This is a genomic window from Pseudoduganella danionis (assembly GCF_009720775.1).
In the GTDB taxonomy this organism is placed as follows: Bacteria; Pseudomonadota; Gammaproteobacteria; order Burkholderiales; family Burkholderiaceae_D; genus Rugamonas; species Rugamonas danionis.
On the sequence record NZ_WNKW01000001.1, the window covers coordinates 647,240 to 668,129 of the forward strand.

Sequence of the window (20,890 nt, forward strand, 5' to 3'; positions counted from 1 at the left end):
CAGCCTAGGGAGTAAATCACAGAATGGGGCGGGGTGGAAGCGTTTGCAGTGTACTTTTCAGTTATACTCCATTGTCAAATATTCACGCAATGCCAGGTGCAATGGACGGACCAGCAGACGGAAAACCTCAGCGAACGGCGGCTCTGCCTGTCCGGCCGCTAGAGCATTTCCGAAACAGCCTGCAGCGGCGCGGCTGGCGTAAATTGATGTTGATACGCTGGGCCGGACTGGCCTTGCTGGTGGCGGCGAGCGCCGTCTTGATCCAGCGGCAGGTGGTATACCAGCAGCATGGCCGCGACCTGCGCGCGCGCGCCGACGACATTGCCCGGCAAATCCAGATCGATAGCACCGATGGCCGCGTGATGGGCGGCGCCATTCTGATGGGACTGGTGGAGGACAGCGTCAAGCAGTTGCTGGCCGGCGCAATGAGTGCCGATGCCTATCGCCTGCATGTGAATTTCGCCGCTGTGCTGGACCAGTACAACGCGGATACCGTATTCGTGCTGGCTGGTGATGGCAGCACCGTCGCTTATCTGAACAAGGAAGGCAAGGCCATAGGCGTGGGACGCAATCTGCGCTACCGCCCTTATGTACGGCGTGCGCTGGCCGGGCAGGCGAATGTATATGCCGCCATCGGCAGCAATTCGCACGAGCGCGGCCTGTATTTCGCCGCTCCCGTGTATAGCGGGAATTCGCGCGACACGCCGATAGCCGGGGTCTACACCATCAAGATGCCGGCCGCCGAAATCGACCGCATCCTGGTGCGCAGCAAGGATCCTGCGCTGCTGCTATCGCCCGACGGTGTGGTGTTCGCCACCAACCGCAATGAATACCTCTACATGGTGAGTGGCCAGATTGCGCCGGCCCGCATGGCGCAACTGGAAAAGGAGCGCCAGTTTGGTGATGTGTTTTCCGCCAGCGGGCCTTTGCAGCTACCGTTCGAAACCCGTGGCAGCCAGACCAGCATCGCGGGCCAGACCCATGCCATAGCCAGTGCCACGCTGAGCTGGCCCGATGACGGCGGTCAGTGGCGCGTACTGATCATGCAGGACCGTAGCCAGTGGCTGCCCCTGTGGCATCAACTGGCGCTGGCTGCTGGCTGCGCCGCTGCGGTGTGGCTGTTTGCGCTGGTGGTAACGGGGCGCACCCGCGCGGCAGAACATGCACGCCAGGTGCGCTTTGAAAACGAGCGGCGCATGCGTGAGATCACCAACAACCTGCCGGTCGCGGTCTACCAGTTCAAGGTGGATGGCAGTGGCCAGCCGCAATTCCGTTTCATGAGCCCAGCCATCACGGCCATCACGGGTCTGCAGGCCAGCGACGTGCTGGCCGATGGTGCAACCCTGTTCGCGCTGCTCGATCCGGAAGGGCAGAGCGGGTTGCTGGCCCAGTTTGCGGACAGCACACGCCAGCACTGGTTTGTACACCGGCGTATCGCTTTCGGTGCCGAAGGCGGCCTGACCCAGCGCTGGGTCGACCTGCACTGTAGCTGCGTGCATCAAAGCGCCGAGGAACAGGTGTGGAACGGCTATCTGGCCGATGTCACGGCGGAACATGCGGCCGCGCAGGCACTCGGCGCAGCCAAGCTAACGGCGGAAGAGGCCACGCGCAGCAAGTCGCTATTCCTCGCCAATATGAGCCATGAAATCCGTACGCCGATGAATGCCATCATCGGCATGAGCCATCTGGCGCTGAAGACGGAGCTGACGCCGCGCCAGCACGATTACGTGCAGAAGATCCAGCGCGCCGGCCAGCACCTGCTGGGCATCATCAACGATATTCTGGACTTCTCCAAGATCGAAGCGGGCAAGCTGCAGGTGGACAAGCAGCCGTTCGAACTCGATCAGCTGCTGGAAAATCTGGCCACGCTGATCGGTGACAAGGCCAGCGCACAAGGACTGGAACTGGTGTTCGATGTGGCGCCGGACGTGCCCACCGCACTGGAAGGCGATGCCCTGCGGCTGGGCCAGATTCTGATCAACTACGCCAACAACGCGCTGAAGTTCACCGAGCGCGGCGAAGTGGCCGTGACGGTGCGCGTGCAGAGCCGCGATGCGCAGCATGCGGTGCTGCATTTTGCCGTGCGTGATACCGGCATAGGCCTGAGCGAAGAGCAGATCGGCCAGCTATTCCAGAGCTTCCAGCAGGGTGATGCCAGCACCACGCGCAAATACGGCGGCACGGGGCTGGGCCTGGCGATCTCGCGCAAACTCGCGCAGCTGATGGGGGGCGAGACGGGCGTGGAGAGCGTGCTGGGACAAGGCTCGACGTTCTGGTTCACGGCCCGCCTGGCGATAGGCCAGAGCCAGCGCCCGACGCTGCTGCCATCGCCCGACCTGCGCGGCCGGCGTCTGCTGGTGGCCGATGATAATGCCAGCGCACGCAGCGTGATTGCCGGTATGCTGGCCAGCATGGGCTTCGCAGTGGAGACGGCCGTTTCCGGTGCCGAAGCGCTGGCCATGGTGCGCGTGGCCGCGTTGAGCGATCAGCCGTATGAAGTGGTGCTGCTGGACTGGCAGATGGGCGCCCTGAGCGGGGTGGATACGGCCGGTGCCATCCGCGCACTGGCGCTGGCCGCGCCGCCACGCCTGCTGATGGTGACGGACTATGGTCGCGAAGAAGTGATCCAGCAAGCCCATAGCGCCGGCTTCGATGATGTGTTGATCAAGCCCGTCAACGCCTCGGTCCTGTTCAATACCCTGATCCGCTTGCTCGGTGGTGCCGTGGACGATGCGGCGCAGGCGCGGGTGGCACCGCTCAGCATGCTGGCGGCGCTGGGCACGATACGCGGCGCACGCGTGCTGCTGGCGGAAGATAATGAGCTGAACCAGCAGGTTGCCGCCGAACTGCTGCTCGATGCGGGGCTGCAGGTGGATATTGCCGTCAACGGCCTGGAAGCGCTGGCGATGGCCCAGCGCGGCGGCTATGAACTGGTGCTGATGGATATGCAGATGCCGGAAATGGATGGCATAGAAGCCACCCGTGCCATCCGCGCGCTGCCGGCGCTGGACCCACTGCCCGTGGTGGCCATTACGGCCAACGCCATGCAGGCGGACCGCGAACTGTGCCTGCAAGCGGGCATGGTCGATTTCATCGTCAAGCCTATCGAGCCCGATGAGCTGTGGCGCGTGCTGCTGCGCTGGATACCGGTGCGCAGCGCTGCCGAGGCAGCCGAGCAACCCGCGGCCGAAGCTGTCGTTGAATATGCCGCACCGGCGCAAACACCGTTAGCCCCTATCGAGGGGCTGGACATGGTGGGCGGCATGCGCCGCGTGATGGGGCGGCAGGCGCGCTACATCAGCATGCTGCGCGCGTTCACAACGAATCAGGCGGGCGCCGTACAGCAGATGCGCACCCAGCTCGAGATGGGCGACCGCGCCGGTGCCGAGCGCACAGCCCATACGCTTAAAGGCCTGGCCGGGAATATCGGTGCCGATGCGCTGCAACTGCTGGCCGACGCCATCGAGCATGCGCTCTCGCCGGCGCAGACGGGCAGTACCCGCGCTGCCGTGCTGGTAGAGCAGCTGGAGCCGCAACTGGCGCAGCTGGCGCAGGTGCTGGCCAGCCAGATCAGCGCCATCGAAGCAGCCTTGCCGCAGGAGCAGGCGGCGGCTGCCGTACAATATACGCCAGCCGAGCGCGATCAGCTGGTGCGCGAGCTGATGTCGCTGCTGGCTGATGATGATGCGCGCAGCGCGCATCTGCTGAATGAACACAAAGCCCTGTTTGCAGCGAGTTTCCCGCAGCAGTTTGGTGCGCTGGAACAGGCAATAAACGAATTCGATATGGAGCTGGCGCTGGAGCTGTTGAACAATGCCAGCGAGAGCGCCATCAATAAATAGCCACTGAATAGCCTATAAATAAGCCAAAAGCGCGAATAAGGAAAATGCATGAGCATCACCGCACGCAAGCCCGTCATCCTGGTTGTGGACGATACGCCGGAAAAGCTGACGCTGATGAGCGATCTGCTGTCCGAACAATATACCGTGAAGGTAGCGCCCAACGGTGCCCGCGCGCTGAAAATCGCCCAGAGCGACAAGGCGCCTGACCTGATCCTGCTCGATGTGATGATGCCGGATATGGATGGCTACGAAGTCTGCCGCCGGCTCAAGGCGGATCCCGTGTCGGCCGAAATTCCGGTGATCTTCCTGACGGCGAAGACCGAGCGTGAAGATGAGCAGATGGGCTTCGATCTGGGCGCCGTCGATTACATCACCAAGCCGGTCAGCCCGCCCATCGTGCTGGCGCGGGTACAGACCCATTTGACGCTGAAAGCCTCGGCTGATTTCCTGCGCGACCAGAACGCTTATCTGGAGCAGGAAGTGCAGCGCCGTACGGATGAAGTGCAGGCGCTGCAGGATGTCACGATTCTGATCATGGCTTCGCTGGCCGAAACGCGCGACAACGAAACGGGCAACCACATTTTGCGCACCCAGCACTACGTCAAGCTGCTGGCCGAATATCTGGCACCGCATCCGCGCTTTGCCGCCACGCTGACGCCGCGCTACATCACCCAGCTATTCAAATCGGCGCCGCTGCACGATATCGGTAAAGTCGGTATTCCGGACCGCATCCTGCTCAAGCCGGGCAAGCTCGATGCGGATGAATTCGAAATCATGAAAACCCACACCACGCTGGGCCGCAACGCCATCGTGCATGCTGAACAGGGCCTGGGCGTGAGCGTGCCCTTCCTGCAGACGGCCAAGGAAATCTGCTATTCGCATCAGGAGAAGTGGGATGGCAGTGGTTATCCGGAAGGACTGCAGGGTGATGCGATTCCGCTATCGGCACGGCTGATGGCGGTGGCCGATGTGTACGATGCACTGATCTCGCGGCGCGCCTACAAGGAACCCAAGACGCACGAGGAAGCACTGGCCATCATGCGTGCAGGGCGGGGCAGTCATTTCGACGCCGATATCCTCGACGCCTTCATCACGCTGCAGAACGAGTTCCGCGCCATTGCGGCGCGCTATGCGGACGAGGAGCACGGCGCCTGAACAGGCGCCTGCTTATCAGTAGGTCAGTAGGTGGTGATAGCGCTAGGCTGACCTGCCTTGAAGCTGAAGATGGTGACGGGCGACTGCTTCATGTCGCCGCGTGCATCGAAGCTGTAGTTGCCGGCGACGCCTTTGTATTCGCCGCCACTGATCACGGCGCCGACTTTCTGCGGGTCGAGCGAATTCGCCTTCTGCATGGCCTGCGCATACATCATGGTGGCGTCGTAGTAGGTGGCGGCATATACGTCGGCATCCTGCTTGAAGCGCGCCTTGAACTTGCTCTTGAAGGCAGGGCCGCTGGCAGCCTTGTCCAGCAAGGCACCGCCTTGCGGGCACAGCACGTTTTCACCTACGGCATCGCCACCGAGCTTGCCCATTTCCACCGTACAGATGGTATCGCCACCAAGCAGGCGTGCGTTGATGCCCAGCTGTTTCATCTGGCGTGCCATTGGTGCCGCCTGCGGTGCATAGCCGCCGAAGAAGATGGCTTCCACCTTCTTGGTTTTCAGCTTGGTCAGGATGGAAGTGAAGTCGAACGATTTGTCGGTGGTGAATTCATGGCCTGCCACCGTCATGCCGGCCGCCTTGGCCTGCTTCTTGAATTCTTCGGCCAGCCCCTGGCCAAAGGCCGTGCGGTCGTCGATTACGGCGACGTTTTTGAGTTTCAGCTCATTGGCCGCATACAACGCCATTTTGCCACCGAGCTGGGTGTCGCTGGCGTTGACGCGGTAAATGCCCTTGTAACCTTGCTGGGTCAGTTTCGGGTTGGTGGCCACGGTTGCGATCAGCACACCGGCGTCGTTGTAGGCGCGCGAAGCGGGAATCGCCACGCCCGAGTTGTACGGACCGACGACGAATTTCACACCCTGATCGATCAGCTTCTGGGCTGCCGCCACACCGGCTTTCGGATCACCCTGATCGTCTTCCGATTGCAGTTCGAAGCGCACCTTCTTGCCCGCTACGGTGATAGGCTTGGCGTTCAGTTCTTCCACCGCCAGCCGTGCACCGCTTTCATTGTCCTTGCCCGAGAAAGCCTGCGCGCCCGACAGCGGGCCGCTGTGGCCTATCTTCACCACGGTTTCCTGAGCCTGAACCTGAGCGGTGGCCAGCAGGGCAGCGGCCAGTACGATGTGCTTCAATTTCATGTGATCTCCGAGTTTTGGTAGGGTAAAACGATAGCAGGATTATCGCTAAAAACGGAAAATATTATCGTGTGACTTGGTTGCGCAGAGGGCCTTTTTTGTCGGCCCCATCCTGAGAATAGCCATTGCAGCCGAATTTAGTTCGGCTGTCCGCGCATGGCGAACCAGCTACGCACATGCTCGGCCACGGTGGAGGGAGGAATCGCCGCCATGCAGGGGCAGGGGATCACGCTGGCGCCATGGGCTAGCCGGCGTTCGCCGCGACAGCGCACATGGCTGTGAATCACGCTGGCCATGGGGCCCAGCGGGCGCCAGCGCTGCACATCGCTGCGGCGCGACTGGAACAGGCCCAGCGTGTGGATGCCCAGCGCGGCGGCCAGATGCAGCGGCCCTGTACTGCCGGCCACCAGTCCGTCGCACTGGCTGATAAAGGCCATGAATTCCGTCAGCGACAAGCGGCCCACCAGATCCGTCACATTCGCCGCATGGGCATGGCGCTGCAGTAAGGGCTGCAGGCTGGCGCGGTCTTCGGCTGTGCCGCAGATGAACCAGTGTACTTCGCGTGGGTCGATACGCTCGATCAGCTCTGTATAGAATTCGAGTGGCCACTGGTGCGAACGTGCCGTCACCAGCGCGGGGCTGAGGATTACCGTGCGCCGGCCCTGTGCAAACTGGGCCGGATGCAGCGCGCCTGCAGGCGTGCTTGCGCCGGCCGGCATGGCTGCCGCTGCCGGCGGCGCGAGGTGATACAGCGCCGGTATCTGGGTGGCGTCATTGATGACGATGCCCAGCGGGCGCAGATACTGCAGATCGAGCAGGCGCTTGTTCAGGCCCGAGTTGGGCGAGGAGATAGGCACCAGATGGGTGCAGCGCTGCCAGTTATATAGCCGGAACAGCGAGCCGATACGGATGGGCAGCGCCGCATCGTAGGCGCTCTGGGCCAGCCGGCGGCAAGGGTTGACCTGGATGAAGATATCGGGCCGCACGGCAGCTAGCAGTGCGGTCAGTTCGGCGCCATCTTCCGGCGCCGCGTAGACCTGATCCACGTCGGGACAGTGGCGCGCAATGTCGGCCGTGCGGCGGTTGGTCAGCAGGATGACAGTGCAGTGCGGGTCGTGCTGTTTGAGTGCAGCGGCCATGGGCAGGCTGATGACCAGATCGCCCAGTTGTGTGGTCTTGGCCAGCATAATGCGCCGGCCCGGCGCCATTGCCGTGGCGGGTAAAGGCTGCAGCTTGCGGAAAAACGCCATGTTCTGAAATAGTTCCTGTACTGGCTCGGAGTATCGCATATTCATGGTGAACACTGCGGCCCGATTTGTATCAGCTTCTTTACAGCCCGGTTACAGCGGTATGCACAGTTCCGCACTGAACGCACCGCTAGCGGGATCCATCGCGTAATCGGCCGCATAGCGTTCGAAGCAGGGGCCGGCCGGCGGTTTGCCGTCGGCCTGCAACTGGGCGAAGAAAGCGCCCCAGGCCGGACCGATTTCGGCCGCCGTGCCATGGAACTGCGCCACGGCGTAGCTGCCGCCCGCCAGTTCGGCTGCGCGGGCTGGTTCGCGCACTGGGTATTCGGCCGACACTTCCACGCAGGCGTCGTAGCGGCATTCGGCCGCAGGGGTGCTGGCCGGATCATCGAGCGCCACGCCGTAAGTGACTTTGTTCACCAGCCCCATGGCTTTCTGCCACGGCGTGAAGACTTCCTGCCAGAATTCGCCGATGGCAGGACCGAACGGACCCTTGTAGCGCAGATAGACTACCCGTACCGGTGCTAGCTGCCTGATGTCGTATTCCATGTCCTGCCCCTTTGCTTACTCTGCTTGTTCGATATTTGCGTTAGTGGCCACCTCCGGCAACCTGACGCAGCGGCGTGACGCTACGGCCATCCTGATCATCGTCATGCTGGGCTGGCCGGCGGCGCAGTTTGGCCATCAGTCGTTTCAGCAGGTGTTCCAGATCATCGATGTAGGTGAACACGGCCGGTACTACCAGCAGGCTAAGCAGGGTCGAGGTAATCAGCCCGCCGATCACCGTGATCGCCATCGGCGAACGGAAACTCGGATCGGCACCCAGACCCAGCGCCAGCGGCATCATGCCCGCGCCCATGGCGATGGTGGTCATCAGGATGGGACGGCTACGTTTGTGGCAGGCGTCTACCAGTGCCTCGAAGCGGCTCATGCCTTCCTGACGCGCCAGAATAGCATAATCAACTAACAAGATAGAGTTTTTCGTAACGATCCCCATCAGCATGATCAGGCCTATCATGGATGGCATGGACAGGGCGCGGCCCGTAATCAGCAGCGCCACGAAGGCGCCACCGATCGAAAGCGGCAGGGCGGCCAGAATCGTCACCGGCTGCATGAAGTCCTTGAACAGCAGTACCAGCACGCAGTAGATGCACAGCACGCCGATCAGCATGGCGATGCCGAAGCTGGCAAACAGCGCGGCCATTTCCTGCGTGTCGCCCAGTTCGGCGATCTTTACGGAGGGCGGCAAATTCTTCAGGGTAGGCAGGGCGCGCGCTTCTTCATTGACTTCGCCCAGCGCGCGTTTGCCCAGCTCCACTTCCAGCGTGACGTTGCGGCTGCGGTTCAGGCGGTTGATCTGGGCCGGACCGCTTTCCACCGCGATGCTGGCCACCGTGGCCAGCAGCACAGGGCCATTCTTGCCCGGCACGGTCAGGCGACCAATCGCATCGAGGTCGGCGCGCACGGCGTCCGGCAGCTTGACGCGGATAGGCACCTGACGCTCGGGCAGGTTCATCTTGGTCAGGTCGGTATCGTAATCGCCGGCCGTGGCCACGCGCACAGTCTGGCCTATGGCTGCTGCCGTCACACCCAGATCGGCTGCCTTGGCGAAGTCCGGCGTGACGATGATTTCCGGCCGCACCAGCGAAGCGCTGGAACGCACATTGCCCACGCCCTTCAGGGTACGCAGTTCGCGCTCGGCCTTTTGTGCCGTTTCTGCCAGCGCCACCGGATCTTCGCTGCGCAGCACCAGCTGCATTTTCACGCCGTTATCGGGCGGGCCCACCTTGAAGCGGGCGCCGGGGATGGCATTGAGCTTGTCGCGGATTTCGCCTTCCAGATCAGCCATGGAAGCCTTGCGTTCGTTGCGGTGCACGGTGGTCAGGGTCAGCACGGCGCTGCGTGCTTCGGCTGCCGCACCGGGGGCGAAAGCGTCGCCGCTGGAGCCGCCGCCGATGGAGCTGAACACGGACTTGATGCCTTGGACTTCCATCGCCGCAGTGCGGGCGCGCTCGGCCACCACACGGGTTTCGGCCAGCGTGGAGCCGGGCGGTAGTTCCAGATTGATCTGGGTCTGCGAGCGGTCGGCGGCCGGTACGAAGCCGGTCGGCAGCAGGCCCACCAGCATGATGGAGCCAACGAAGAAGGCCATCGAAGCGCTGGCCGTGACCAGACGGTGCTGCAAACACCAGCGCATCACCTTCATGTAGCGCGTCATCAGCCAGCCATCGGCCTGCTGCGCATGGGCGGCAGGCTTGAGCAGATAGGCCGCCATCATCGGCGTGAGCAGACGGGCGACGACCAGCGAAGCCAGCACGGCTACCACGGCGGTCCAGCCGAACTGCTTGAAGAACAGGCCGGGAATGCCGCCCATGAAGGCGGTAGGCAGGAACACGGCCACCAGCGCAAAGGTGGTGGCGATTACCGCCATGCCGATTTCGTCGGCCGCTTCCATCGCCGCTTCCATCGGGGTTTTACCCATGCGCAGATGGCGCTCGATGTTTTCGATTTCCACGATGGCATCGTCCACCAGCACGCCTACCACCAGTGCCAGCGATAGCAAGGTCACGGTATTCAGGGTGTAGCCGAACAGATAGATGCCGAGGAAGGCCGGCAGTACGGACAGCGGCAGGGCGGCGGCGGCCACCAGCGTGGCGCGCCAGTCGCGCAGGAACCACCACACCACCAGCACGGCAAGGATGGCACCTTCGTACAGCAGTTCCATCGAACCGCCAAAGTTTTCTTCGACGGGGAAGGCGTTGTCGATCACCTGTTTGAGTTCGACGCGCGGATTAGCCTGCGCCAGTTCTGCAATGGCGGCGCGCGCGCCCTTGGCCACCGCGAGTTCGCTGGCGCCCTTGGTGCGGAAGATTTCGAAGCCGATCACGGGGGCGCCATCCTGCAGCGCGATAGCGCGCGGTTCGGCCACGGTATCGGTCACCGTGGCTACCTGATCGAGACGTACACGGCGGCCGTCGGCCAGCGGCAGTTCCATCGCGCTCAGTTCGGCCGCGCTCTTGACGGTGGCGATGGTGCGCACTGCCTGTTCGGCGCCGCTCACGTCGCCACGGCCACCGGGCGCTTCTTTCTGCACCAGGCGTAGCTGGCGCGATACATCGATGGCGGACACGCGCAGCGCTGCCATGCGGCTGTCATCGAGTTCCACACGGATTTCGCGCTTGACGCCGCCTACGCGTTTGATGGCACCCACGCCAGGTACGGCCAGCAGGCGCTTGGATACCGTGTTATCGACAAACCAGCTCAGTTCCTGCGTATCGAGCTTTTCGCCCGCAGCGTTGGAAGCGGCGGCAGTAAAGGTCAGCACCACGCGGCCTGCGGTCGAAGCCTTGGTGACGGTGGGGTCGCGCAGTTCGGCCGGCATATCGGCTTTCACCCGTGCCACCGCGTCGCGCACATCGTTGACGGCGTCGGCGATCTGCTTTTCGAGGATGAATTCCACCGTGGTGGTGGAAACGCCGTCCAGCACCGTGGTGTAGATGTTTTTTACCCCTTGCAGGGTGGCGACCGAATCTTCGAGCTTGCGTGCCACTTCGGTTTCGAGCTGCGCGGGCGCACTGCCATCCAGCGTGGCGGTAATGGTGACGATGGGCAGTTCGATATCCGGGAAGTCCTGCACCGGATTGGCTTTGTAAGCCATCATGCCGGCCAGCGATAGCAATGCAAACAGCATGATCGCCGGTATCGGGTTCTTGATGGAGAGAGCAGAGAAGTTCATCGGCGTTCCTTATTTGGCGGCCACTTTGGCTGCGGCAGCGCTGTCGGCGACGTTGTGTACCAGATCACCATCGTTGAGGAAGCCGGCGCCGCGCACCACGATCTGCGTATCGCTGTTCAGACCATTCAGCACTTCGATGCGCTCGCCCAGACGGCGGCCCGGCTGCACGCGGATCTGGCTGACGTGGTTATCCGCATTCAGACGGAACACGAAGCTGAAGCCGTCACGCACCACGATGGCCTGCTGCGGCACGGTGATGGCGTCGGACGTGCCCAGATCGAACTGGCCGCTGGCGAACATGCCGGCTTTGAATGGCGCATCCTTGCCGCTGGTTGCGCTGGCAGGCAGGTCGACATACACCAGCGCCGAGCGGGTCTGGGCGTCCACGGTGGGGGCAATCATGCGGATCTTGCCGCTGGCGACGCTGCCGTTGGCGGCCTTGACGCTGGCTGTGGTGCCTGGCTTGAGCTGGCGCAGGTCGGCGGCCACCACTTCGGCACGCCATTCGAGGCGGCTTTGCAGAATCATGCGGAACAGTTCCGTGCCAGTGCCGGATACGGCGCCCACGGTGGCGCTGCGCGCCGTAATCACGCCGCTATCGGGCGCCACGACCTTGGTGTATTTCATGCGTAGCTGCTGGCTGGCCAGTGCGGCTTTGGCGGAAGCGATGCGCGCATTGGCGCTCTGTTCGGCCGTGGTGTACTGGCTGATCTGCTGGGCGCTCAGCGCGCCGGTGTTCTGCAGGCTGCGGGCGCGGGCGGCATTGGCCACGGCTTCGGCCGCATTGGCTTCGGCTTCCAGCAGGGCTGCCTTGGCCTGAGCCAGATCCGCTTCCACTGTTTCGGCGGCAAACACGGCCAGCACATCGCCTGCCTTGACTACATCGCCCACGTTGACGCGCACTTCGGCCAGCCGCAAACCATTCGACTGGCTGCTGACACTGGCCTCCTGCCATGCGGCCACATTGCCGTTGGCGGCCAGTTTGATGGGCAGGCGTGCTGCTTCGGGCTTGGCAGTGGTGACGGTCAGGGCTGGCTTGGCAGCCGCCGGTTTGGCATCGCTGGCAGCGTGCGAGGCAGGCGAGAACAGCGTCATGCCGACCACGCCGGCAGTAAAGATCGCCAGCAGGGCAAAGGCGACAGGCTTGTAGGAGGTTTTCAGAGTTTTCATGGCGTACAGGGATTATTGGGGGCTGGCGAGGGCGGAAGTGCCGTGGCGGTTGGCGGTATCGGTGCCAGCCGCAGGGCCGGTGCCGGTGTTCGGTACAGTACTGGCGCTGGACCAGCCGCCACCGGCGGCGCGGTACAGCGCCACCCAGGCAGCGCTACGCTCGCGCTGCAGATTGATCACGCTTTGTTCCGCCGCCAGGCGGGTGCGGCGTGCGTCTTCCAGTTCGAACAGGCTGGCGAGGCCGCCCTGGTAGCGCTGTTCGACGGCGCTGAAATTGACGCGATAGCCTTGCAGGGCGGTCTGGGCATCGCTGCTGCGCGCGGCGCTGGCATCGAGGTTGACCAGTGCCTGTTCCACTTCGCTGACTGCCTGACGTACCGTGGCGCGGTAGCTGCTGACGGCACTGTCGTAGCGGGCCCGTGCGGCTTCCACATTGGCGCTGCGCTTGCCGCTATCGAAGATGGGCAGCGTCATGGACAGCGGGCCGATCGTCCAGGTATCGGTTTTGGTGTTGTCGCCGCCGGCGCGGAAATTCGCCACGCCGACCGAGCCAGACAGGGTCAGGCGCGGATAGCGCGCGGCCTGCGCTGTGCCGACGTCGGCACTGGCGGCGCTGACGGCGCGTTCGGCGCTGAACACGTCGGGGCGCTGGTTCAGGGTGCTGGCTGGCAGTTCGGCAATCGCAATGGCTGGGGCGCTAGCTGCTGCGCCAGCGTCAGTGCCAGCAGCACCAGCACCAGCTGCAGCAGCGTTGCCGCTGGCGCTTGCCAGCTGGCGGCGCAGTTCCGGTTCGGTGATCGCCGTCAGTGCGGCCAGGACTTTGACATCGACATCGCAGGCGGCGCGCTGGGCGATGGCGCGGCTATTGCCATCGGCAGCGCTGGCGCGTGCCAGTGCCAGACTGGCGGGCGACTGGAAGCCCGCCTGCGCACTGAGTTCGGTCAGGCGTGCCGTATCGGTGCGCGAAGCGGCATCCTGTCTGGCCACGGCCAGCAGCCGTTCGCAGGCACGCAGGCCGTAATACTGGTTGGCCACTTCGGCCGCCACGGAGACGCGCGCATCATGCCAGCCCGCGCGGGCGCTATCGTAGCGCTGCTGCGCCGCATCGCGCGCTGCACGGTTGGCGCCGAACAGGTCGATCTCCCAGCTAGCCTGCAGGGCAGCCTGCGAGACGGTGCCCATAGGTAGCGTGGATTGCTGGTTGGCGCGGCTGATGCTGGTGGCCGCATCAAGCGAGGGCGCCAGCGCGGCACCGGCTGCCACACGTTCGGCGCGCGACTGGGCAATGCGGCTGGCTGCTGCCGCCACATTCGGGCTGGCTGCCTGCGCTGCATCGATCAGCTGCACCAGCAGGGCATCGTTCTGGGCACGCCACCAGTTGGCCAGCTCGGTCTGATTGCCGTGATGGGGCAGCGGCGCCTGCCACTGTGGCGGCACCTGCGCCGTCACATGGGGCGCAGGCACCGGGGTGGCGCAGGCGCTCAGCGCTGCCACGGCAGCTAATGCTCCCGTGCGTTGAAGTAGCTTCATGCTTATCCTTGTTGAAGTTTGTTTTTCTCGGCCTGCACCAGTGCCTCGGCGTAGTCGCCCAGATGCTGCAGCCAATCGGCCACGGCTTGCGGAGTGGCCAGCAGGTGAGGTGTGATGGTATGAATGATGTCGCGCCCGACCAGTAGCTGGATGGCCATGCCGACCAGTGCATAGGCCAGCCGGTGCACGCGGTCGTCAGGCTGGGCCAGGCCCAGATGGCGGCTCAGTACTCCCACCAGCGCCAGATGTTCGGGCTTGATGTTGTTGTGGATTTCACGTTCCCACAGCCCGGTCGGCTCCAGCATTTCGCGGTAGAACAGACGCACCAGCTGCTGGGCATCCTCGCCCGCCAGCAAAGGCGCCAGAAGCTGGCGGTAGTAACCGTCGAGCGACTGGCGCAGCGTGTAGTGCGGCTGGTCGAACTGGGCGATGTTGTCGGGCGCCGGCTCGCACATGGCAGCAAAGCAGGCTTGATACAGGCCGGCCTTGTCACCGAAGTAGTAGCTGATGGCGGCCACGTTGGCACCGGCCGCCTGGGCGATTTCGCGTGTCGACGTGCGGCTGTAACCTTGATTGCCGAATAGACGCGTGGCCGCCTGCAGCAGGCGGGTGCGCGACTGCTCGCCATCGGAACGGGGTTTGCGGCTGTCGTCGTGAGCGGGTAGAGAGGATGATTTTGCGTTCATGGCGCCATTACATCACATAATTTAAACGATTGATATAACTAAATCAGTTGTTTAAATTAAGGCGCGTAAGCCGCCATGGGAACGAAGTCGTCCCCCTGCCTGAATCAGCAACTGATGCAGTGCAGTCGTATGGCTAAGGGAAATATTGTGGGGAGAATAAAAAAAATGCCCGCGACCAGATGGGCGGGCATAGTTCCAATGTCAGGCGACATACGGAGGAGACAGTTCTACTATAGTCCTGTTTATGTTGCGGTGCAATACCGTAGAACTACGCTGTCGTTCTCGCCAGATTGGTAAAAAATTAAATCCTCTGCTGCGCTGCGGTCCTGACTTCAGGGCTGGCCCTGGAAACCGTTGCTGCGCCAGGTCAACACCAGCGTGTCGCGGTGGCCGTAGTGCTGCAGCGGCTGGATGGGCGTCGATTCGTGGATCACGGCGGCATCATCGAGCAGCAGCAGGGTCCATGGCTCGCTCAGCGTGAAGCGCTTGCCATTGGGGCCGTCTGCTTCAAACAGGCGCGATTCGCCGCCCTTGATATCCTTGCGCCCGATCAGGATCACGGCGACGAAATCGACACCGTCGCGGTGCGCCCCTTCCGGCGTGGGCCGGCCTATGCCGTCCGTCGTGTCGATGCGGAACTGGTGCGCCTCGACGTACCAGGGCGTGCTGCTGCGCCGCGCAGCGCTGCACAGCTGCCCGAGTCCCTGCAGCAGGGCCGGCCAGGCAGGCAGGGCCACGGTCTCGGCCAGCATGGGTTCGAACAATCGGTTCATGCCGCCATGCAGCGCGTTGTATTCAAGCGGCTGCCAGTGGGCGCGGTGCGGCGTCTGCTGCAGTTCGCTGCCATGCAGGATGAAGCAGGAATGGCGCCGGCGCCGGTAGCGCCCGCCGTCCTTCATGTACAGATCGGGCTCCAGCCCTTCCCAGCTGGGGATTAGCTGGTTCAGCGTGGCCAGCGGCACGCCGGCCAGGGCGGCCACATCCTGCGGCGGCAGGATGGCATAGCCATCCTTGCGCAGCGCTTCAGCCATTTGCGAGGGGTGGGTGTAGAACGGTGCGGGACTGGTCATGGTCGGGTCTAGCTGGCGGACATCAAGCTGGCGCGCAGGGCGTCCAGCTGGGTTTTCATACCGACCACCTGATCCACGCTGCAATGCGTGGCCTGCAGGATGGAGGGCGGCAGTTTGGCGGCTTCGTGGCGCAGCGCGTCGCCTTGCGGCGTCAGGCTGATGATGACCTGGCGCTCGTCGCTGGCAGCACGCGCGCGCGTCAGCAGGCCGGCCTGCTCCATGCGCTTGAGCAGCGGGGTCAGGGTGGCTGAATCAAGAAACAGGCGTTCGCCCACTTCCGATACGGTCAGTTCGTTGCGCTCCCATAGCACCATCATGACCAGATATTGCGAATAGGTCAGGCCCAGGCCGCGCAGCAGCTTGCGGTACAGCTTGCTCATCGCGAGCGAGGTCGAGTACAGAGCGAAGCACAACTGCTGGTCCAGTTGCGGTACGCCGGAAGGGGGAGCTTGAGTAGTCATGCATCCAGTATAAGTAGTGCGCGATACAATTGCAAGCAAAGCGGCACTGCTGGCGTTGCCGGGTCACCAAATTAAGCGGAGAAAAATGTCTGGCAGGCACTATGGTCGGTTAATATAACGCTAGGGATTAACCTTGGGAGTAGCAGCGGATGAACACCAGGAAGGCCATCGTACTGATTGCCGATGCAGCGGCGGACAACCTGATCTCGATTAACGGGATGCTACAGGAGCACTATGAAGTGCTGCTGGCGAATCAGGGCGCCGGTGTGCTGCAGCTGATGCAGCAGGTGCCGCGGCCGGATCTGGTACTGCTCGATACGGCGCTGCCCGATATGGATGGCTACAACGTTTGCCAGCAGCTCAAGTCCAGTCCCGATACGGCGGAAATCCCCGTGATCTTCCTGCAGCAGGAAGCCGACGAAGCACGCGCCCTGCTCGAGGGCGGCGTCGATGTGCTGCACAAGCCCGTGCTGGCCGATCTGCTGCGCGCCCGCGTGGCGGCCCACCTCGAACTGCGCCACTCGCGCGAGCTGCTCAAGCAGCAGCGCAACCTGCTCGAGCATGTGGTGGAAGAGCTGACGGTGGAACTGAGCCAGATGCTCGATGCGATGATCTGGGCGCTGGCTTCGCTGGCCGAAACGCGCGAATACGAAACCGCCAACCACCTGCGCCGCGTGCAGCACTATGTGGCGGCGCTGGGGCGTCAGCTATGCAGCCATCCGCGCTTTACCGAAGAGCTGAGCGCAGCGAATATCAAGGCGCTGTTCAAGGCTGCGCCGCTACACGATATCGGCAAGGTATCGATACCGGATGCCATCCTGCTCAAGCCGGACCGCCTGACGGAAGCCGAATTCGCCATTATCAAACAGCATACAGTGTTTGGCCGCGATGCCATCGTGGCGGTGGAAAACCAGCTTGGCTACTCCAACACCTTCCTGCGCTTTGCGCGCGAAATCACCTACTCGCATCAGGAAAAATATGATGGCAGCGGTTATCCGCAAGGGCTGGTGGGCGATGCCATCCCCATCTCGGCGCGCCTGATGGCGGTGGCCGATGTGTACGATGCGCTGATTTCCAAGCGCGTCTACAAGCCGGCCTTCAGCCACGAGACGGCGATGGAAATGATACGCCAGGGGAGCGGCGAACATTTCGATCCCGATGTGGTCGATGCCATGCTGACCATAGAAGAGGAATTCATGGAGATCGCCGCGCGCTACCGCGACGAGGCTGATACTCCCGCCTGTGCGCCCGCTGCGCTGGAATAGGCGCTAGCACCCATGCTTAAATCGCGCGGCTATCTGGCATTTATCGTGGGCTTATGTCTGACCCTGGCAACCTGCCAGATCGTGCTGACGGCGCAGCGCCATCAGATCCGCAGCAACTTCGAGCGCGATGCGGAAAAAGTCGTGCGCGATACGGAAACCCGGCTGCAGACCTATTTCGATGTGCTGCTGGCCATCAAGGGCGTGTATGCGCTCGATGACGGCATGGACCGCCAGCGCTTCCAGCGCTATGTGAACGAACTCAAGCTGGACCAGCGCTATCCCGGTTTTCAGGCCATACAGTTTGTGCGGCGTGTGCCCGAGCAGCGCTTGCAAGAATTCAGCAACAGTATACGCAAGGCTGGCTATCCGGCCTTCAGCGTGCATCCGGCCAGCAGCCTGCCGCTGCATTATGTGATCGAATATACCGAACCGCTGAAAGGCAACGAGGCTGCCTTCGGGCTGGATCTGGCGGCGCTGCCACCCCATCTGCGTGCGCTGCAACTGGGGCGCGATAGCGGGCAGATCGTCGCCACCGAGCGCATCACGCTGGTACAGGATAGCAGTGGTGAACCCGGCTTTGTGGCCCGCGCCCCCGTGTACCGTAACGGCGCGCTGCTACAGACGGCAGCCCAGCGCGAAGCAGCGCTGGTGGGCTTTGTGGCCATCGTCTTCAAGGTCAATACGCTGATGCGCGAAGTGATAGACCCGGCCATGCTGGAGCACCTGCATGTGCGCATACAGGACCGCGGCTACCGCCAGGATGCCACACCGCTGACGCCCAGTGCGCACACGCTGATGTACGACAGCCGGGCCGGCAGCGCAGCAGCAGCAGCAGCGCCCGCGGCGCTGGAAGATCTGGCCGCGCAGATGCCCATGGTGGTGGGGATGCGCCAGTGGCAGGTGGAAGTGCAGGGCCATGCCGGTAGCCGCTACACGCGCGCGCCGTGGCCGGTGGTCCTGATCGGTATTGCCGGGGTGATCATCAGTGCGCTGATTGCAGCGCTGCTGGTCTCGACCCGGCGCATGACGGTGGCGCGGCACGGGCTGGAATACAGTCTGGCCGAACTGGAACGGCAGAAGCTCAAGGTGGAACAGGCGCGCGCCGATCTGGCCGCGCTGACGGAGACCCTGAAGCAGGCCCAGACCAATCTGCTGACGTCAGAAAAGATGGCGTCGCTGGGCGCACTGGTGGCGGGCGTGGCGCACGAGCTGAATACACCGATCGGCAATAGCCTGCTGACTGCCAGCGCCTTGAGCGACATGGTGCGCGAACTGGAACACAAGCTGGCCAACGATGGCGGCCTGAAACGCTCGGCGCTGGAAGCCCATATGCAGGATGCGCGCAAAGCCTGCGACATCATGAATAGTTCGCTGACCCGCGCTGCCGACCTGATTACCTCTTTCAAGCAGGTGGCGGTGGATCAGGCCAGCGGCCAGCGCCGCCGCTTCAAGCTCGATGACGTGGTGCACGATACGCTGGCCACCTATGCAGCCCAGCTGCGCCGCAGCGCCTGCAACGTCACGGTGGATCTGCCGGCCGGTGTGGAGTTCGATTCCTATCCCGGTAGTCTGAGTCAGGTGCTCAGCAATCTGATCGGCAATTCGCTGCTGCACGGCTTCGATGGGCGCGACTGCGGTGCCATCCGCATCGAGGGCCGGCTGGAGAGTCCCGATGCCGTCACGCTGCGCTTCATCGATGACGGCGTCGGCATGTCGCCGGGCACGCTGCGCAAGATCTTCGATCCCTTCTTCACCACCAAACTGGGGCAGGGCGGTTCCGGCCTCGGTATGAACATCGTCTACAACATCGTCACGGGCGTGCTGCGCGGCACCATACAGGTGGAATCGCAAGCCGGCCAGGGCACCACGGTGACGCTGGTGCTGCCGTTGCAACTGCCGCCGGAAGAGCAGCCGCTTCAGGCATAGCGCTGACGCAGCAGCTCCAGCATGGCGACATTCAGTTCCCACGCATTCGATACTTCCTTCTGCGTATAGGGCAGGGTCTGGGTGTAAGGCACGGGGCCGAACTCCGGCGTCAGCGTCATGCGGCTGGCACCGGCGGCGCGGCGCAGGCGGATGATTTCATCCCACCAGCCCAGATGCGCTGCCAGCGCAGCCTGCGCTTCCGGCGCGCGGAAGTCGGCCACCTGCGGGCCTTGTGCATGACCGACGCGGGCATGGATGTGGCGCACCTGAGGCAGGGTGGCGGCCAGCGTATGCGGCTGGTCTTCCAGCAGCGATTCGCAGGAGCAGCACCAGTGCGACAGGTCGGCCGTGAGCTGCAGCTCCGGCAGTTGCTGCAGATAAGGCAGCAGCAACATCGGATGACCGCTGAAGCGGCTGCGGTGGATTTCGTGCACGATGGGGATGCCATGCTGGCGCGAGATATCGGCCGCCAGTTGCAGTAGCTGCAGATTCTGCTCGCGCGTGTAGTAGTCCTTGCCCGTATGCGAATTGACATGCAGCGGGCGTGCTGCGCAGGCGTTGTGCAGTAGCTGCTCGAGTGCCGCACGGTGCGCCGCGAAGTCGCTATGGAATACGGTTTCCCATTGCGCCACGATCAGGCCCAGCCCCGCCTCGGCAATGCGCGTGGTCCATTCCTCGCGCGCTGCCACGTCGAGCGGCAGCGACATTTCGATGCCGTCGAAACCGGCCTGTTTGACGCGCTCGATGAAGACGTCTGGCGCCAGTTCGTTATTGCCCCAGTGGGCGGCAAAGATTTCGATCTTCATCAGATAAAGCCTCGCACGGGGAAGCTGGCGTCGCGCTGTATCCAGTTGTATGGCGAATAGGCGGTGGCACCGTCGGTTACGTGCAGCGTGTAGGCATGGCGCGAGATGGGCGAGCGATTCGGCGCACTGTAGTGCGGCAGCAGGCCGTGGAAGCACACCAGGCTGCCGGCCTTGCACTCGAGCGGCACGGCCGTGCTGTTGTCGGGCCAGGGCTGGGTGCTCAGGGTTTCCATGCGCAGCTCGTCGCCGTTGCGCAGGAAGCGTTCGCGCATTGGACCTTGGTGGCCGCCCGGTTCGGCCCACAGGCAGCCGTTCTGCAAGGTGGCGTCTTCCAGCGCAAACCAGAAGGTGGTCACGCTGATGGGATCCGTATCGAAATAGGTGGCGTCCTGATGCCAGCGCACTTCGCCGCCTATGCCGGGCTGCTTGAAGATGTACATCGATTGCCATACCTGCGCTTCGGCCAGTCCCAGATCGCGCGCTAGTTCGGCCAGCCGCGCATCGCTGGAGAAGCTGCGGAACACGGGATCGAGATCGTGCATGGCGTGGCCGATCTTGTTGATCGACAGGGCTTTGGGCTGTTTCAGTTGGCCGTCCGGGCCGAACGCTTCTTCCTCGAAGAAGCAGCGGATGGTGTTGTCCGAGCCGAGGAAGTAGGCGTCATTGGTCTTTTCCTGCTCGATGGTGCTGAAGATGCCGGAGCGCTGGCTGGGATCGAAGGCATCGACGATCTGTTCGGCGCGTGCGCGCAGGGCAGCGATCTGCTCGGCCGATTTGAAGTTTGGCAGGACGATGTAGCCGTCGCGTTGATATTGTTGTTTCTGGATGTCAGTCAGCATGGCTTTTTCCGTTTT

General features: G+C 63.1%; 15 protein-coding genes. 4 read left to right on the forward strand and 11 right to left on the reverse strand.

The annotated features are described in order from the left end of the window. The first annotated feature begins 206 nt into the window (after positions 1-206). Positions 207-3,842, forward strand: a complete 3,636-nt coding sequence (locus GM655_RS02790; RefSeq protein ID WP_229632346.1) for a response regulator — start codon at positions 207-209, stop codon at positions 3,840-3,842. Positions 3,843-3,890: 48 nt separating this feature from the next. Then, positions 3,891-4,997 (forward strand): response regulator, encoded by a 1,107-nt coding sequence (locus GM655_RS02795; protein ID WP_155433089.1) that lies wholly within the window; start codon positions 3,891-3,893, stop codon positions 4,995-4,997. Between the two features lie 23 nt (positions 4,998-5,020). On the opposite strand, the gene GM655_RS02800 is transcribed toward GM655_RS02795, so the two are convergent. The 9 genes from GM655_RS02800 to GM655_RS02840 form a co-directional block, all read right to left on the reverse strand. Then, entirely contained in the window at positions 5,021-6,142 is a 1,122-nt protein-coding gene (locus tag GM655_RS02800; protein ID WP_155433090.1) for a branched-chain amino acid ABC transporter substrate-binding protein, read from the reverse strand. A 134-nt stretch (positions 6,143-6,276) separates the two neighbouring features. After that, a complete protein-coding gene (locus tag GM655_RS02805) occupies positions 6,277-7,389 on the reverse strand; it encodes a glycosyltransferase family 9 protein (protein WP_196308694.1) in 1,113 nt (370 codons plus the stop codon). A 90-nt stretch (positions 7,390-7,479) separates the two neighbouring features. Next, the gene (locus GM655_RS02810) at positions 7,480-7,935 is read right to left on the reverse strand and encodes an AraC family transcriptional regulator (protein WP_155433092.1); all 456 of its coding nucleotides are present in this window, start codon (positions 7,933-7,935) and stop codon (positions 7,480-7,482) included. Positions 7,936-7,975: 40 nt separating this feature from the next. Then, positions 7,976-11,122 (reverse strand): efflux RND transporter permease subunit, encoded by a 3,147-nt coding sequence (locus GM655_RS02815; RefSeq protein WP_155433093.1) that lies wholly within the window; start codon positions 11,120-11,122, stop codon positions 7,976-7,978. A gap of 9 nt (positions 11,123-11,131) precedes the next feature. Beyond that, positions 11,132-12,292, reverse strand: a complete 1,161-nt coding sequence (locus GM655_RS02820; protein WP_155433094.1) for an efflux RND transporter periplasmic adaptor subunit — start codon at positions 12,290-12,292, stop codon at positions 11,132-11,134. A 12-nt stretch (positions 12,293-12,304) separates the two neighbouring features. Beyond that, positions 12,305-13,822 carry an efflux transporter outer membrane subunit gene (locus tag GM655_RS02825; RefSeq protein ID WP_155433095.1) on the reverse strand — a complete coding sequence of 506 codons (1,518 nt, stop codon included), beginning with the start codon at positions 13,820-13,822 and terminating at the stop codon, positions 12,305-12,307. Between the two features lie 2 nt (positions 13,823-13,824). Continuing rightward, positions 13,825-14,508, reverse strand: a complete 684-nt coding sequence (locus GM655_RS02830; RefSeq protein WP_155433096.1) for a CerR family C-terminal domain-containing protein — start codon at positions 14,506-14,508, stop codon at positions 13,825-13,827. 332 nt (positions 14,509-14,840) lie between these two features. Further along, positions 14,841-15,578: a 2OG-Fe dioxygenase family protein gene (locus GM655_RS02835; RefSeq protein ID WP_155433097.1), complete on the reverse strand. Its 738-nt coding sequence runs from the start codon at positions 15,576-15,578 to the stop codon at positions 14,841-14,843. An 8-nt stretch (positions 15,579-15,586) separates the two neighbouring features. Further along, complete coding sequence (locus GM655_RS02840) at positions 15,587-16,039, reverse strand: MarR family winged helix-turn-helix transcriptional regulator (RefSeq protein ID WP_155433098.1); 453 nt, start codon at positions 16,037-16,039, stop codon at positions 15,587-15,589. Positions 16,040-16,188: 149 nt separating this feature from the next. Here GM655_RS02840 and GM655_RS02845 point away from each other — a divergent pair, with 149 nt between their 5' ends. After that, complete coding sequence (locus GM655_RS02845; RefSeq protein WP_155433099.1) at positions 16,189-17,304, forward strand: HD domain-containing phosphohydrolase; 1,116 nt, start codon at positions 16,189-16,191, stop codon at positions 17,302-17,304. A 12-nt stretch (positions 17,305-17,316) separates the two neighbouring features. Then, entirely contained in the window at positions 17,317-19,230 is a 1,914-nt protein-coding gene (locus GM655_RS02850) for a CHASE domain-containing protein (RefSeq protein ID WP_155433100.1), read from the forward strand. Here GM655_RS02850 and GM655_RS02855 read toward each other — a convergent pair. Together GM655_RS02855 and GM655_RS02860 are read right to left on the reverse strand one after the other, a co-directional pair. Continuing rightward, on the reverse strand, positions 19,221-20,036 hold the full coding sequence (locus tag GM655_RS02855) for a sugar phosphate isomerase/epimerase family protein (RefSeq protein WP_155433101.1): 816 nt from the start codon (positions 20,034-20,036) through the stop codon (positions 19,221-19,223). The two genes, GM655_RS02850 and GM655_RS02855, sit on opposite strands and share 10 nt — an antisense overlap. Beyond that, positions 20,036-20,875 (reverse strand): phytanoyl-CoA dioxygenase family protein, encoded by an 840-nt coding sequence (locus GM655_RS02860; protein ID WP_155433102.1) that lies wholly within the window; start codon positions 20,873-20,875, stop codon positions 20,036-20,038. Before GM655_RS02860 ends, GM655_RS02855 begins: the two co-directional genes overlap by 1 nt. Between the last annotated feature and the right edge of the window lie 15 nt (positions 20,876-20,890).